The sequence below is a fragment of the Arthrobacter sp. NPDC058097 genome, from assembly GCF_042884885.1.
GTDB lineage: Bacteria > Actinomycetota > Actinomycetes > Actinomycetales > Micrococcaceae > Arthrobacter.
This window is the reverse complement of record NZ_JBHVSZ010000013.1, coordinates 22,233-36,415: the sequence shown is the minus strand read 5'-3', so window position 1 is coordinate 36,415 and position 14,183 is coordinate 22,233. Positions and strand designations below refer to the sequence as shown.

General features: G+C 67.3%; 14 protein-coding genes. 5 read left to right on the top strand and 9 right to left on the bottom strand.

The annotated features are described in order from the left end of the window. Positions 1 to 61: 61 nt before the first annotated feature. Positions 62 to 1,630, top strand: coding sequence for a glycoside hydrolase family 1 protein (locus ACFVTE_RS20080; RefSeq protein WP_387103488.1), 1,569 nt, complete (start codon positions 62 to 64; stop codon positions 1,628 to 1,630). Positions 1,631 to 1,661: 31 nt separating this feature from the next. Here ACFVTE_RS20080 and ACFVTE_RS20075 read toward each other — a convergent pair whose 3' ends face one another. From ACFVTE_RS20075 to ACFVTE_RS20065, 3 genes are read right to left on the bottom strand one after another with little or no spacing between them, the layout of a single operon-like run. Next, positions 1,662 to 2,735, bottom strand: coding sequence for an App1 family protein (locus ACFVTE_RS20075; protein WP_387103485.1), 1,074 nt, complete (start codon positions 2,733 to 2,735; stop codon positions 1,662 to 1,664). Positions 2,736 to 2,787: 52 nt separating this feature from the next. Continuing rightward, entirely contained in the window at positions 2,788 to 3,522 is a 735-nt protein-coding gene (locus ACFVTE_RS20070; RefSeq protein WP_387103483.1) for a DUF72 domain-containing protein, read from the bottom strand. 10 nt (positions 3,523 to 3,532) lie between these two features. After that, a complete protein-coding gene (locus ACFVTE_RS20065) occupies positions 3,533 to 4,219 on the bottom strand; it encodes an ANTAR domain-containing protein (RefSeq protein ID WP_387103684.1) in 687 nt (228 codons plus the stop codon). A 202-nt stretch (positions 4,220 to 4,421) separates the two neighbouring features. Between ACFVTE_RS20065 and ACFVTE_RS20060 the strand changes: the two genes are divergently transcribed. The 3 genes from ACFVTE_RS20060 to ACFVTE_RS20050 all read left to right on the top strand — a co-directional run bounded on the left by ACFVTE_RS20060 (position 4,422) and on the right by ACFVTE_RS20050 (position 7,348). Then, positions 4,422 to 6,227 (top strand): glycoside hydrolase family 15 protein, encoded by a 1,806-nt coding sequence (locus ACFVTE_RS20060; protein ID WP_387103482.1) that lies wholly within the window; start codon positions 4,422 to 4,424, stop codon positions 6,225 to 6,227. A 102-nt stretch (positions 6,228 to 6,329) separates the two neighbouring features. Then, positions 6,330 to 6,647, top strand: a complete 318-nt coding sequence (locus tag ACFVTE_RS20055) for a YegP family protein (protein WP_387103479.1) — start codon at positions 6,330 to 6,332, stop codon at positions 6,645 to 6,647. Between the two features lie 5 nt (positions 6,648 to 6,652). Beyond that, positions 6,653 to 7,348 (top strand): HAD family hydrolase, encoded by a 696-nt coding sequence (locus ACFVTE_RS20050; RefSeq protein ID WP_387103477.1) that lies wholly within the window; start codon positions 6,653 to 6,655, stop codon positions 7,346 to 7,348. 4 nt (positions 7,349 to 7,352) lie between these two features. On the opposite strand, the gene ACFVTE_RS20045 is transcribed toward ACFVTE_RS20050, so the two are convergent. Beyond that, entirely contained in the window at positions 7,353 to 7,649 is a 297-nt protein-coding gene (locus ACFVTE_RS20045) for a hypothetical protein (RefSeq protein ID WP_387103476.1), read from the bottom strand. Positions 7,650 to 7,820: 171 nt separating this feature from the next. Between ACFVTE_RS20045 and ACFVTE_RS20040 the strand changes: the two genes are divergently transcribed. After that, the gene (locus ACFVTE_RS20040) at positions 7,821 to 8,996 is read left to right on the top strand and encodes a zinc-dependent alcohol dehydrogenase (RefSeq protein ID WP_387103473.1); all 1,176 of its coding nucleotides are present in this window, start codon (positions 7,821 to 7,823) and stop codon (positions 8,994 to 8,996) included. Between the two features lie 105 nt (positions 8,997 to 9,101). Here the strand turns inward: ACFVTE_RS20040 and ACFVTE_RS20035 are convergent, their stop codons facing one another. The 5 genes from ACFVTE_RS20035 to aceB all read right to left on the bottom strand — a co-directional run bounded on the left by ACFVTE_RS20035 (position 9,102) and on the right by aceB (position 14,164). Further along, positions 9,102 to 9,911 (bottom strand): SDR family oxidoreductase, encoded by an 810-nt coding sequence (locus ACFVTE_RS20035; RefSeq protein WP_387103470.1) that lies wholly within the window; start codon positions 9,909 to 9,911, stop codon positions 9,102 to 9,104. A gap of 34 nt (positions 9,912 to 9,945) precedes the next feature. Then, the gene (locus tag ACFVTE_RS20030) at positions 9,946 to 10,302 is read right to left on the bottom strand and encodes a VOC family protein (RefSeq protein WP_387103468.1); all 357 of its coding nucleotides are present in this window, start codon (positions 10,300 to 10,302) and stop codon (positions 9,946 to 9,948) included. Positions 10,303 to 10,466: 164 nt separating this feature from the next. Continuing rightward, the gene (locus tag ACFVTE_RS20025; protein WP_387103466.1) at positions 10,467 to 11,279 is read right to left on the bottom strand and encodes a bifunctional allantoicase/(S)-ureidoglycine aminohydrolase; all 813 of its coding nucleotides are present in this window, start codon (positions 11,277 to 11,279) and stop codon (positions 10,467 to 10,469) included. Positions 11,280 to 11,289: 10 nt separating this feature from the next. Beyond that, positions 11,290 to 12,564 (bottom strand): DUF6986 family protein, encoded by a 1,275-nt coding sequence (locus ACFVTE_RS20020; protein ID WP_387103463.1) that lies wholly within the window; start codon positions 12,562 to 12,564, stop codon positions 11,290 to 11,292. 1 nt (position 12,565) lies between these two features. Further along, positions 12,566 to 14,164, bottom strand: a complete 1,599-nt coding sequence (gene aceB, locus ACFVTE_RS20015) for a malate synthase A (RefSeq protein WP_387103462.1) — start codon at positions 14,162 to 14,164, stop codon at positions 12,566 to 12,568. Positions 14,165 to 14,183 lie beyond the last annotated feature (19 nt).

Here is a 14,183-nt window from a genome sequence, read left to right as displayed (position 1 = left end):
GAATCCGGCAATCTGAAGTTTTCGGCCCACCGGCCTTTCACAACGTCACAGAGGTCCAGCGATGCATCCTTCCGCCAAAGAATTGGCCGCCATGGTTCCGACCGGATTCACCCTGGGGGTGGCTACCGCAGCATTCCAGATTGAAGGGGCACTCGACGAGGACGGCCGGGGACCGGCCGGCTGGGACGTCTTTGCCGCCAAGCCAGGGACGATCGTGGACGGCCACAGCCCGGCCGTGGCGTGCGACCACTATCACCGCATGCCGCAGGACGTGGCCCTGATGAAGGAACTGGGCATCGACTCCTACCGGTTCTCGCTGGCGTGGCCGCGCATCCAGCCGGACGGCCGCGGAGCGGTGAACCGGGCCGGCCTGGACTTCTACGACCGGCTGCTGGATGAGCTGCTGGCCAACGGAATTTCGCCGATGGTCACGCTCTACCACTGGGACACACCGCTGGCCCTCGATGAGGACGGCGGCTGGCTCAACCGGGACACCGCCTACCGGCTGGGGGAGTTCGCCGCCATCGCCGCCGCCGCGTATGGCGACCGCGTGGCCCGCTGGGTAACCATCAACGAACCCGCCACCGTGACCACCAACGGCTACGCCCTGGGTCTGCACTCCCCGGGGAAGGCCGACTTCGCCAATGGCCTGCCCACCGTGCACCACCAGCTGCTGGGCCACGGCCTTGCGCTGCAGGCATTGCGGGCCGCGAAAGTGCCCGGCGAAATCGGCATGACCAACGTGTACTCGCCCGTGGTGCCCAACTCCGGCAACCCGCTGGACTGGATCAGCGCCGGCGCCATGGACGTGGCCCAGAACCGGCTCTACGCGGACCCCGTGCTGACCGGAAAATATCCGGATCTGGTCCGGGCGGCGAAGTTCTTCTCGTCCTTCGAGCATCCGGACGAGGACATGGCCGTCATCTCCCAGCCGCTGGACTTCTACGGCATGAACTACTACATGCCCACCAGGGTGGCGGCCGGCGGAGGCGACAGCCCCGTCCCGGCGGCCATGGCCGAAGCGATGGGGGACGACCTCAAGGACGCCACGCCCGGCGCCCCGCTGCACATCGAACCGTGGCCGGACACGGAAACCACTGCCTATGGCTGGCCGGTGAAGCCCGAGTACATGGCCGTGGCGCTCAAGGAAATGGCCGAACGCTATCCGAAACTCCCGCCGGTGATCATCACGGAGGGCGGCGCGAGCTTTGAGGACATCAAGGTCCGGGACAAGTCCACCAACCGGACCTTCATTCCGGACGAGCGGCGGCTCCGCTACCTCTCCGACCACCTCGGCACAGCCCTCCGCGCCACCGCCCCCGGCGGCGAGGCTGAAAAAATCGACCTGCGCGGATACTACGTCTGGTCGTTCATGGATAACTTCGAATGGTCGGGCGGCTACAACCAGCCGTTCGGCCTGGTCCACGTTGATTTCGAGACCCAGGTGCGCACCCCGAAAGCCTCGTTCTACTGGTTCCAGGAACTTCAGGAGGAACGGAAGCTGGCAGCCTCGGCGGATGCCGCCGTCGCCGCTGCCGCAGCAGGGCCGGACAGCGCCGTGGCTGAGGGAATGCTGACAGAGGCAGGGATGTCCGACGGCGGCACGCCCGACGCCGGACCGGTCACCTAGGCAGCCCGGTCACCCAGGCAGCTCCGGTCACCTAGAGCAGTTCGAGCTGCCGGAGCTGGCGGGCTATGCCCGCGCCGTCGGGGGAGTAGATCCACGGCACCGTCGAGGCGCTGTGGTCCCCGTCCTCGGAGTGGCCGCCTGCCAGGACGGACTCGCTCACCGAGAGCTGCCGGATGGCGATGGCCGCCACCTTGTCCGCGTTGTGCTGCGTGAACTGCGAGTAGATCTGCTCGTCGTGCTGGCCGTTGTCGCCGATCAGGAGCCAGCGCATGTGCGGGAACTCCGCCGCCAAACGCTCCAGGTTGCGGCGCTTGTGTTCCTGGCCGCTGCGGAACCAGCGGTCCTGGGTCAGCCCCCAGTCCGTCAGCAGCAGCGGACCTGCCGGGTACATGTTGCGGGTCAGAAAGCGTGCGAGGGTGGGCGCCGCGTTCCACGGGCCCGTTGAGAGGTAGATGACGGGCGCGTCGGGATGTTCAATGGTGAGCCGGTCCAGCAGCACTGCCATCCCCGGGGTGGCCATCCTGGCCCGCTCACTCAGCACAAAGGTATTCCACAGTGCCAGGAAGGGCCGGGGCAGCGCCGTCACCATGACGGTGTCGTCGATGTCCGAGACGATGCCGAATTTGGTGTCGGGGGCAATGATGAAGATGTTGGCTTCCACCGGTTCGGTGCCCTGGGAACGGAGGATGGCGGTGTGCCAGCCCGGGGCCAGGGACACCGGAATGTCGATGTCCACCAGCCCGCCGCGGTCGGCCTTGACCTTCGTGACCGTTCCGCCGATCTCGATCTCCACCTCGGAACCGGGAATCGGAACGCTGGTGAAGGCCCGCCAGCCGCGCACGTTTTCGGTGCCGTTCCGGGCGGCATGGTCGGCGCGGCTGCCGGGCACGGGTTTGCTGGCCAGCACCACGCGGCCCAGGACCCGGACCCACTCGGTGGACCCATAGCCCTGGTAGGCGATGGTCTTGGGCTCGAACTTCCAGCGCCGGGCGAGCTTCAGGCGCGCCGTGTTGATCGCATCGGATAGCCGGTGGGCCAGGCGGAAGACGCGCGTCCCTGACAAACTCGCCTCTGACAACGGTGATTCCTGTGACGCCATGTCCATGCCTTCACTCTGCCACAGGGCAGCGGCCCATGGGCTGCCCGCCTGCGCTCTGTTACTCGCCGTCTCCCAGCATGCCGCGCAGGGTGGCGGCATTCCGCACGGCGTTTCCGCCGCCGTCGTTGTTGAAGTACGCGAAGACTTCCCGGCCGGAGCTGCGCCACTCCCTGATCCTGTCCGCCCACCAGCCCAGTTCCTCGTCCGAGTAGGAGCCGCCGTACAGGTACTGGTGGTCGGGCCCGTGCAGCCTGACGTAGACGAACGGGGCGGTCGCCTGCAGATTGCAGGGCAGGTTGGCGCCGCTCATGACGGTGTACGCGGCGCCGTGCCGTTCCAGCAGCCCGTATACCTCCGGCTGCTCCCAGCTAGGATGCCGGAACTCCACGGCCACCCGGATCCATCCGGGCAAGGCGCCGAGGAAATAGTCCAGGCGGGCATCATCCCGCTCCATGCCGGGAGGCAGCTGGACGAGCAGTACCGCGCGCTTGTCGCCGAGCTCATGCCAGCACCGCGAGATCCGTTCGATCCAGACCTCCGGGCCGTACAGCTTCTTGGCATGGGTGAGCCCGCGCGGGGCCTTGACGGACAGGGCAAAGCCGGGCGGCAGCCTGGTCCGCCAGCCGGCGAACGTGGTGTCCCGCGGCCAGCGGTAGAAGCTGGCGTTCAGCTCCACCGTGCTGAACCGCGCCACGTAGTGCTGCAGCCTGTCCCTGGTGGGCAGTCCGGGCGGGTACAGCACGTTTTCCCAGTGGTCGTAGCTCCAGCCGGACGTGCCGATGTGGATGTTCACGGGCGGTACTTCAGTCGAAGTGGGTGGTCACGGTGCCGCCACCGGCGGACTCCACAATGGCCGCAGCGACGTCGCGCAGCTTCAGATTGCGCGTGCTCGACGCCGACTTGATGAGGTTGATGGCGTCCTCCTGGCTGCAACGGTTTTGCGCAATGATGATCCCGACGGCCGTGTCAATGATGGTCCGGGACTCCATGGCCCGCTTCAGATTGGCGGCGTTGTCGTTGCGCTGGGCGAGCAGGACCGCGAGCCGGAGGCCCTTGGAGGCCTGGCGGACATAACTGATGGCGCTCTCAACGGCACCCGGGTCAAAGACGTTTGGTTTCTCGGAGTACAGGTTGAGTCCGGCCCGGGCGTCAGCGCCGGGCAGGTCGAAGGGGACCGCCAGGACCGACCGGATGCCGTTCCTCAGCACGGTGTCGTTGTAATCCGGGAACTCGGTGTCGAGCTCGAAATCCGGAACATGGACCAGGACGCCTTCCCGGCAGGAGCGAAGGCAGGGGCCGTCGCCGAACTGGTACTGGATTTCGTCCAGTGCCTGCGCGTGCTCGCTGCTGCTGGCCACGGTGGCGGCCGAACGGTGCCGCAGGAGGGTGATGCCGCAATAGATCTGGCCGCGCGGGCCGGACATGCTCTCGGCCGAGAACCGTGCCAGCTCGTCGAGGAAGTCCTGGACATCCTGGGTATCCAGCAGCATGTCCTGGACGCGGCCCACCACGTCCGCTTCGTTCACGCGACTCTCCACGCAAGGCTCCACTTCCGCCCCGCCATCCGGCTGAACCGGGGGAAGGCTTACTGGCAAGAACTGATTGGCTAGGCTCCGGCGGCCGCTCCGCCTGACTTCAGGCTACACCCGGGCACCCCTCGTGCAGCGGGGCCTGCTGTGGCACTGTAAGGGCATGGTACGCATTGAGGATTATGCGGTGGTCGGGGATCTGCACACAGCAGCCCTGGTCAGCACAGAAGGGTCGATTGACTGGCTGTGCCTGCCGCGGTTCGATTCGCCAGCCTGCTTCAATGCGCTCCTGGACACCCCCGAAGCGGGACGCTGGCTTGTGGCCCCGGCGGCCGGGGGCGGCTGCACGCGCCGGCGCTACCGCCGTCACACCCTCATCCTGGAAACTGAGTGGGAAACCGACGACGGCGCCGTCCGCGTCATCGACTTCATGCCGCCCCGCGACGAGGTGGCGGACATCGTCCGGATCGTGGTAGGGCTGCACGGACACGTCCGGATGAGAAGCGAACTGGCCCTGCGGTTCGACTACGGCCACATCATGCCCTGGGTGCGCCGGGACAGCCACGGCCTCCACGCCATCGCCGGGCCGGACTCTGCCTACCTGGTGACCACCGCCCCGCTGCGCGGTGAACGCATGCACACCCTCAGCGATTTCACCGTGAAGGCCGGCGAACGGGTGCCGTTTGTGCTGACGTGGGCGCCCAGCCATGTCCGCCGGCCCCGGTCCGTGGACGCCGAGGAAGTCCTCGACTCCACCGAACGGTTCTGGCGGGAATGGACGGACAAGTGCAAGGTGTCCGGGCCGTACAAGGACGCCGTGCAGCGCTCGCTGATCACCCTCAAGGCCCTCACCTACGCGCCCACCGGAGGGATCGTTGCGGCCGTGACCACATCGCTGCCCGAGCAGCTGGGCGGTCCGCGGAACTGGGACTACCGCTTCTGCTGGCTCCGCGATGCCACCCTGACGCTGCAGGCACTGCTCGCCGCCGGCTATACGTCCGAGGCGGCGGCCTGGCGCGACTGGCTGCTGCGGGCCGTGGCGGGGGACCCGGCCGACCTGCAGATCATGTACGGAATCCACGGCGAACGCAGGCTGCCGGAACTGGAACTGCCCTGGCTGGCCGGCTATGAGAATTCGGCGCCGGTCCGGGTGGGCAACGCGGCCGCGGGCCAGCTGCAGCTGGATGTCTGGGGTGAGGTGCTGGACTGCCTTTCCCTGACCCGAAACTCACTGCTGAAGCACACGGACGAAGCCTGGGACGTCCAGGTGGCGCTGATGGAGTACCTCGAGGGCGCCTGGGACCAGCCGGACAACGGGTTGTGGGAGATGCGCGGCCCGCGCCGCCATTTCACCCACTCCAAGGTGATGGCATGGGTGGCTGCGGACCGGATGGTCAAAGGCGTCCGGGATTCGGGGCTTCCCGGTCCCGCGGACCGGTGGGAGGCGCTCCGCGACACGATCCATGCCGAAGTCATGAAGAACGGCTTCGATCCCGCCAGGAACACTTTCACGCAGAGCTACGGCCGGCCCGAACTTGACGCCAGCCTGCTCCTCATTCCCCGCGTCGGCTTCCTTCCGCCGGACGACCCCCGGGTCCTCGGCACCATCGACGCCATCCAGCGCGAACTGACGGAGGACGGGTTCGTGCTCCGGTACCGCCCCCAGGTGAGCGACGACGGGCTGCCGGGGGGAGAAGGAGTGTTCCTCGCCTGCTCCTTCTGGCTCGTGGAGGCGCTGCTCGGGGCGGGCCGTCGTAGGGAGGCCACGGAACTGTTCGAGCGGCTGCTGTCGCTGCGCAACGACGTCGGCCTGCTGAGTGAGGAATGGGGCGTCCAGAGCGGCCGGCACCTGGGGAACACCCCGCAGGCGTTCAGCCACTTCGCGCTGGTGACCAGCGCCTTGGAGCTGAGCCAGCGGCGGCCCCGCCGGAGCGACAAGCCGCTCCCCTCGAAGGCCGCTACCCGGTAGCGAAGGCGGTTAGGCCAAAATTGGATGACGTCTCTCACCTTGGCGGGTAGGTAAGTATACTTACTAACACCTCACCGAAGGGTGAAGAAGGAGGAGAGCCAAATGTCTGGATATTTCGAGTTGGTGGACGCTCCCGACGGCGGATACAGGATCCGGTTGCTGGACGGAACGGGGGCGCTTATGGCGGTGTCTGTTACTTTCCCGACGAAGCGTGCAGCTGTTGCGGGGGTGGCCCAGGCCAGGGAGATCGCCGGTACCGGCCTGATCCGTGACCTTTGCAAGGACGCAGTGAAGCGCCCCGCGCCCAAGCGTCATGGAAAGCCGGCAAGGCAGCCGGTGAAGTCGGCGGTGGGTGTCGGTTACGGATCCCCGAAAGCCGTGACTGGCCGGGTGCCCGCACCGCTGCTGGCGAAGCGCTGAGGCCGGTGGACGTGCCGGAGCAGGTAAACGGGCGGAAGGGTGTCCTGTTCGATGTTGACGGGACGCTGATCGATTCGGCGTACATCCACACCCTCGCCTGGTGGCAGGCGTTCCGCCAGTCGGGTTTCGACGTGCCCATGGCCCGGATCCACCGCTGTGTGGGGATGGGCGGGGCGCGCCTGGTCGACAGCCTGCTGCCGGAGGCCCGGGACAAGGATGTGGACGAGGATATTCTGTCTGCCCATTCCGGGGTTTTCGGCACCTACGGGCCGTCGCTCCGCGCCCTCGACGGTGCCCGCGACCTGCTGGCCCGGTGCAGCCAGGACGGGCTGGCGGTGGCGCTGGCCTCGTCCGCGAGGGAGCAGGATCTCAAGGCGCTCCGCTCGGCTCTGTCGGCGGATGAGTTCATCGACGCCGCTACCAGCTCCAATGATGCGGAAAACAGCAAGCCCGAGCCGGACATCCTGATTGCTGCGCTAAAGGCCGTGGGGGTGCAGGCCTCCGATGCCGTCTATGTGGGGGACGCGGTGTGGGATGTCATGGCGGCCAGCAGGCTCGGCATGCCTACCATTGCCCTCACCTGCGGCGGCACCAGTGAGGCAGAATTGCGGGATGCAGGGGCCGTCGAGGTCTACGCGGGGCCGCGGGAACTGCTGGACAACCTGGGCGTCAGCGCGATCGGAAAGCTGCTCGGGGGGTAGGTGTTCAGGCTTCGGCCGTGTCCACCCTGGATTCGGTGTTCGTGAAACCCCCGCCCTCGGGCTCGTCGGCGTAGACTCCCTTGTTCCACGACACCGCTACGGCGACGGAACCGTCGTCGTTCCTCACTACCTCGGTGACCACCTCCGAAACCGCCGCCCCCATGGCGAGGATCTTCGCGCGGTAGGTGGTGACCAGCTCCTCGAGGCTGGCCTCCGTCCATTCACCGGGACGCATGCGCGTGGAGATTTCCACCGGTTCGGGCTGGTACAGCGACATGGTGGCGCCTTTCCTTGGGGGCAAGAACAGTTCCTACGCTAGGAGCGTTCTCCGGCTGAAACAAGAGAAAAGCAAGGATGCTTACTTTCCGTTCTCGAAATCCGGAAAAAATTGATAAGCATACTGACCTTCACATCGGCGCCGGATCGGGCTACGGTCGAAAGAACGCGACGCGCAGCTACGGGAAGGCATTCCATGAAGGCAGTGACTTGGCAAGGCAAGCGCTCCGTAAGCGTGAAGGAAGTACCGGATCCCGTCATCCAGGAGCCCACGGATGCGATCGTAAGGATCACGTCATCGGCGATCTGCGGTTCCGACCTGCATCTGTACGAGGTGCTTGGCCCCTACATGCACGAGGACGATGTCCTGGGCCACGAACCCATGGGCATCGTGGAAGAGGTAGGGAGCGCAGTCACCAGCCTGGCCAAGGGTGACCGCGTGGTCATTCCCTTCAACATTTCCTGCGGCCACTGCTACATGTGCTCGCAAGGCCTCCAGTCGCAGTGCGAAACCAGCCAGGTCCGGGAAAAGAACTCGGGCGCCGCGCTTTACGGCTACTCGGAGCTCTACGGCTCTGTTCCCGGCGGCCAGGCGGAGTATCTGCGGGTGCCGTTCGCTGATTACGGTCCCGTGAAGGTGGGGCAGGAGCTGCCCGACCAGCGGTACCTGTTCCTTTCGGACATTCTTCCCACCGCCTGGCAGGCGGTGAAATACGCAGACTCACCGGCCGGAGGCACGCTGGCAGTTTTCGGCCTTGGTCCGGTGGGACAGTTCGCCTCCCGGGTGGGTGCCTACCTCGGCCAGCGGGTCATCGGTGTTGATCCCGTGCCGGAGCGGCGCGAGATGGCCGCGCGCCACGGCGTCGAGGTCCTTGACTATGCCAAAGGCATATCCGACGAACTGCGGGAAATGACCGGCGGCAGGGGCCCGGACGCGGTGGTTGACGCCGTCGGGATGGAGGCACACGGCTCACCGGTGGCGGGATTCGCCCACCAGGCACTGGGCCTCCTCCCCGACAAGGTGGCACAGAAGGCCATGGAAACCGCCGGCGTGGACAGGCTCGCCGTGGTCCACACGGCCATCGACTCGGTCCGGCGCGGGGGCACGGTTTCCCTGAGCGGCGTCTACGGCGGCACGGCGAGCCCCATGCCGCTGCTCACCATGTTCGACAAGCAGATCCAGCTGCGCATGGGCCAGTGCAACGTCCGCCGGTGGACCGATGAGCTGCTTCCGCTGGTGGAGGACGACGCCGATCCGCTGGGTGTGATGGACCTGGTCACCCATACCGCGGGACTGGCCGGGGCGCCGGAGCTCTATGAAAAGTTCCAGAAGAAAGAGGACGGCTGTATCAAGGTGGTCCTCAAACCCTGACGGGTTCCAGAGACGCCGGACTTTAGCAGCGAGGTCCGGGACGGCGGCTGGCGGGTGGACTCACCCGTCAGCCGCTTTCCGTTAAGGGCTACTGCTCGCAAGTGGCTATGGCTCCCGCCAATCGTGGCCGGTGATGTGGGAGCCGGCCTGCGGCCCCATCTGGAGCATGCCGCCGTCGACCGCCCATGACGCGCCGGTGACATAGCTTGACGCCGGTGAGGCGAGGAACGCGATAACGGCGGCCACCTCCCGGGCGTCGCCGGGCCTGCCGAGGGGAACGCCCGGCCGGTCCTTGGTGTGCGGGTCCTCATCGGTCTGGCCCGTCATCGGCGTCGCTATTTCGCCGGGGGCCACGGAGTTGGCCGTGATGCCGTGGCTGGCCAGCTCCAGCGCAATGGTCTTGATGAGTCCGCCCAGCCCGTGCTTGGACGCGTCGTACGCTGACGAGCCGACCCTCGGCTGTGTCTCGTGGACGCTGGTGACGGCGATGATCCGGCCGCCCCGCCCGGCGTCGACCATGCGGCGGGCGGCCGCCTGGATGCAGAGGAAGGCGCCGTTCAGGTTGGTGTCCATGGTCCTGGCCCAGGTCTCATAATTCAGTTCGAGGAACTTGGTGCCGTCGCCCGTGCCGGAGTTGTTAACGAACACGTCCACGCCGCCCAGCTCCTCCGCGAGGGAGTCGATGACACCGGCGCAGGTCAGCAGGTCGGTGGTATCGAGCTGCCGGACCACCGCGTTCCGGCCCGCGGCCCGGACCTCCCCGGCCGTGCGCTCGGCGCCATCCCTGTCCGTGTGCCAGGTGACGCCGACGTCCAGCCCGGCCTGGGCCAGGGCCACCGCGGTGGCGCGGCCGATCCCGGAATCGCTGCCGGTAACGATGGCGGTGCGGGGCGAAAATTCGGGCGAGAAGTTCACGGTGCGTCCTTTCAGGCCGGGCGTTCTTGCGGGATCAGGCCGCCGCATCCACAACGCAGAAGCGGTTTCCGTCCGGGTCTTCCAGCACGATGAAGTCCGGGTCATCCGGATAGGAGTCCCAGTCCACCCGGGAGGCCCCGAGCTCAACGAGGCGTTCCACCTCGGCGGCCTGGTCATCGGCATAGAGGTCGAGGTGGAGGCGCGGATGGGACTGCACCGGGGTCTCGCTGAGCATGAGGGCGAGCCGGGCGCCGTCGCCCTTTTGCGGGACCAGTACCACCCACGTCTCGTCGCCGTCGTCCCGCGGGATGTAGCCGAGGGCGTCGCACCAGAAAGCGGTGGCGCGGGCAACGTCGTTGACGCCAAGGACTGTCGTTCCGATCGTCAGCATGCCCCCATGCTTCCGCGCGACCAGTTGCGATGCAAGGGTTCCGGCTGGGTTGACCTTTCTCGCGGAAGGAGACGAAATCGCCGGAAACGCGCGAAACCGCCGGAAGCTTCCAGCGTACTGGCAGTCTTCCGGCGGTTTCGGTGGTCCTGACCCGAAAGCAGGGACTACGTCAGGCGGACCTGGCGGTTCATGTCCTTGTACAGCAGGTAGCGGAACTCGCCCGGCCCGCCCGCGTAGCAGGCCTGCGGGCAGAAGGCCCGCAGCCACATGAAGTCGCCGGCCTCCACCTCCACCCAGTCGTTGTTGAGCAGGTACATCGCCTTGCCCTCGAGCACGTACAGGCCGTGCTCCATGACGTGGGTCTCCGGGAACGGGATCACACCGCCGGGCTGGAAAGTGACGATGTTGACCTGCATGTCGTGGGCCAGGTCGCTGGAGTCCGTGAAGCGGGTGGTCTTCCAGACGCCGTCGGTGTCGGGCATCGCGGTGGGCTCGACGTCCTTCTCGTTGGTCACGAAGGACTTGGCCTCGTACCCCTCCAGCCGCTCGTAGGCCTTCCGGATCCAGTGGAAGGAGACGATGTCGTCCGAGACGTTCTCGACGCCCCACTCGGAACCCGCGGCGAGGTAAGCGTAGCCGCCCTCCTCGAGGAGGTGCAGTTCGCCGTCGAGCGTCAGGTTGAGCCTGCCCTTGGTGACGAAGACAACGCCCTCGACGCCCGCCTCGAACTCAGCTTTCGGTGCGCCGCCGCCCGGGGCGATCTCGACGATCAGCTGGGAGAAAGTGGTGGCGAACCCGGAGATGGGACGGGCGATGATCCAGGAGCGGGTGTTGGTGAAGCCCGGCAGGTTGGACGTGACGATGTCCGTCAGGACGCCCTTGGGGATGACCGTGTAGGCCTCCTTGACGATGGCCCGTTCCGTGGTGAGGTGGGTCTGCGGCGGCAGGCCGCCCTGGGGGTAGTAGTAGTTGCCCATCAGTGGATCCTTACTTTGATGTGGTCTGGGCCAGCCGTGGGTGGGCCAGGCCAGTGAGTTTGGGGATTGCGACGCCGGCCAGGGCCAGCACTTCCTCGGCGCCGACTGCGCCGCACTGGACGCCGCGCAGCACGAACGCGGCAAGCGCGCGGGCCGTGGCCGGCTCGTCCATCACGCCGCCTTCCGTCTGCTCCACATAGTTCCGCAGCCGGGCGGCCGCAGCCGGCAGGCCCTGGCGGTAGAAGGCATAGGTTGCTGCGAAGCGGCTCGGCAGCTGGGCCGGGTGGAGGTCCCAGCCCTGGTAGAAGCCGCGCTCCAGGGAACGGCGCACCAGGCGGCCGTGCAGCTGCCAGGCGTTTTCCACGTTGTCGCCCACGGGAATGATGTTGGTGGAACCGTCGGACAGCCGGATGCCGGTACCCGCCACGGCCAGCTGCATGACCTCCTTGGCGAAGTCGGCCACCGGATGTTCCATCGACTGGTACTCCGCCGAGATCTGCAGGGAGGCGGAGTAGTCGTACGTGCCGTAGTGCAGGCCGCTGATCCGCCCGGGAACGGCATGCGGCAGCTGGGCCACCGGGGACGTCCCTTCGGGGCCGAGGATGAGCTGCGGAGTCTCCACCTGCACCTCGAACCGGAGCCGGCCGGCCGGGAGCGAGTGGATCTCCTCGAGGCGGGAGACGGCGTAGTCCATCGCCTGCACCTGCGCCACGGTGGTGACCTTGGGCAGCGTCAGGACCAGCCCCTCAGGCAGTTCACCGGCGGCGGCCAGGCCGGAAACGAACAGGTCCAGGGTGCGCAGCCCGCGGGCGCGGGTAGGCGCCTCGAAGCACTTGAACCGGATCCCGATGAACGGCGGCGCGGAGCCGGCCGAGACTGCGGTGGCCATGGCGGAGGCCGCGGCAGCGGCGGCGGCGTCCTCGGCGTCGTCGCCCCGGTCCCCGAACCCGTCCTCGAAGTCGAGCCGGAGGTCCTCGATCGGCTCGCTGCCCAGCTTCGTCTCCACCCGGGAGGCGACCGCCTCGGCGAGCTCGGCGTCCTGGCCCAGCAGCGAACCGAGCCGGGCCAGCCCGCCGTGGGCGGCCGCCGTCGCCATCGCCTGGGTTCCCCAGTCGGCGGCGAGCGACGGCGTGAAACGGTCGGCGGGCACGTAGACGGTGTGGACTGGCTGGCGTGAGCCGTCGTCGCCCGGGTAGTTCTGCTCAAGCAGCCGGTCGGTGTCCGCCAGCTGCCCGTCGATCCGGGCCAGGTCCGCCGCGGTGAGCGATGTTTCGGGTACCGCCATCTCAGCCCACCAGTTCGTATGCGGGGGTGGTGAGGAAGTCCGTGTAGTCCTCCGACAGGCAGATGTCGCCGATCAGGCTGCTGGCCGGCTGGTAGTAGCGGGCGAACGCTTCCTCGCCCACCTCGCCGCGCAGCTTCTCGGTTTCCTCGGCGAGGATGCGGGTGACCAGTTCGCGGGTGACCTTGTTGCCGGTGTCCGCGAGGACCACCTCGTTGCGGATCTGCTGCCAGACCTGCGAGCGGGAAATTTCTGCCGTGGCGGCGTCCTCCATTAGGTTGTGGATGGCCACCGCGCCGTTGCCGGAGATCCAGACGGCGGTATACGCCACGGCGACGTAGAGGTTCAGGCGCAGGCCGGCTTCGGTGACCTGGCCTTCGGCGGAGGCGATGTCCAGCAGCTGGCCGGCCGTGACCGAAACCTCCGGTCGCTGCTTGTCCAGCTGGTTTGGCTTGTCGCCGAGCACGGAGTCGAAGACCTCCTGGCAGACGGGCACCAGGTCAGGGTGGGCCACCCAGGAGCCGTCGAAGCCGTCATTCGCCTCGCGGGTCTTGTCCGCACGGACCTTCTCAAAGGCCTGCGCGGTGACCTCGGGTTCGCGGCGGTTGGGGATGACCGCGGCCATGCCGCCCATCGCGAAGGCGCCGCGGTGGTGGCAGGTCTTCACCAGCAGTTCCGTGTAGGCCCGCATGAACGGAGCCGTCATGGCCACTGTGGCGCGGTCCGGCAGCACGAAGCTGGCGCCGGCGTCGCGGAAGTACTTGATGATGCTGAACAGGTAGTCCCAGCGGCCGGCGTTCAGGCCCGAGGCGTGGTCCCGCAGCTCGTAGAGGATCTCGTCCATCTCGAACGCAGCCGGGATGGTTTCGATCAGCACGGTGGCGCGGATGGTGCCCTGGCCGAGGCCCAGGAAGTCCTGGGCGAAGACGAACACGTCGTTCCACAGCCGTGCCTCGAGGTGGCTCTCCATCTTCGGCAGGTAGTAGTACGGGCCGTGGCCGTTGAGCACCAGCTGCTTGGCGATGTGGAAGAAGTGCAGGCCGAAGTCCACCAGCGCGCCGACGGCGGGTTCGCCGTTGAGCAGCAGGTGCCGCTCCTCCATGTGCCAGCCGCGGGGGCGGGCCACGACGACGGCCAGCGGGGCGTCGGTGCGGAGCCGGTACTCCTTGCCCTCGGGGGAGGTGTAGCTCAGGGTTCCGGTGGCGGCATCACGGAGATTGAGGATGGCATCGATGACGTTGCCCCACGTGGGCGTGCTGGCGTCCTCAAGGTCGGCGAGCCACACCTTGGCGCCGGAGTTCAGGGCGTTGATGGCCATCTTGGCCGGCGACGCCGGGCCGGTCATCTCAACCCGGCGGTCCTGCAGGGCCGCCGGTGCCGGCGCAACCTTCCAGTCGCCGTCGCGCACGTTCTTGGTTTCCGGCAGGAAATCCAGGCTGCCGGTCCGGGCCACCTGCTCACGCTTGGCTTTCCGGGCCGTGAGCAGCTCGCCGCGCCGGCCGGCGAAGCGCTTGTGGAGCTCCTCAACGAACGCGAGGGCCTTCGGGGTGAGAATTTCCTCCGCACGCTCTATCGGCCGGGGGTCTGTGACTGTAATAGCCATTGTGGGTCCTTTCCAGGGC

What these genes read in the sequence shown, in the direction of transcription:
- ACFVTE_RS20080 (WP_387103488.1), top strand. Translation starts at nt 62, where the DNA reads ATGCATCCTTCCGCCAAAGAATTGGCCGCCATGGTTCCGACCGGATTC.
- ACFVTE_RS20075 (WP_387103485.1), bottom strand. Translation starts at nt 2,735, where the DNA reads ATGGACATGGCGTCACAGGAATCACCGTTGTCAGAGGCGAGTTTGTCA.
- ACFVTE_RS20065 (WP_387103684.1), bottom strand. Translation starts at nt 4,219, where the DNA reads ATGCTGCTGGATACCCAGGATGTCCAGGACTTCCTCGACGAGCTGGCA.
- ACFVTE_RS20060 (WP_387103482.1), top strand. Translation starts at nt 4,422, where the DNA reads ATGGTACGCATTGAGGATTATGCGGTGGTCGGGGATCTGCACACAGCA.
- ACFVTE_RS20055 (WP_387103479.1), top strand. Translation starts at nt 6,330, where the DNA reads ATGTCTGGATATTTCGAGTTGGTGGACGCTCCCGACGGCGGATACAGG.
- ACFVTE_RS20040 (WP_387103473.1), top strand. Translation starts at nt 7,821, where the DNA reads ATGAAGGCAGTGACTTGGCAAGGCAAGCGCTCCGTAAGCGTGAAGGAA.
- ACFVTE_RS20030 (WP_387103468.1), bottom strand. Translation starts at nt 10,302, where the DNA reads ATGCTGACGATCGGAACGACAGTCCTTGGCGTCAACGACGTTGCCCGC.
- ACFVTE_RS20025 (WP_387103466.1), bottom strand. Translation starts at nt 11,279, where the DNA reads ATGGGCAACTACTACTACCCCCAGGGCGGCCTGCCGCCGCAGACCCAC.
- ACFVTE_RS20020 (WP_387103463.1), bottom strand. Translation starts at nt 12,564, where the DNA reads ATGGCGGTACCCGAAACATCGCTCACCGCGGCGGACCTGGCCCGGATC.
- aceB (WP_387103462.1), bottom strand. Translation starts at nt 14,164, where the DNA reads ATGGCTATTACAGTCACAGACCCCCGGCCGATAGAGCGTGCGGAGGAA.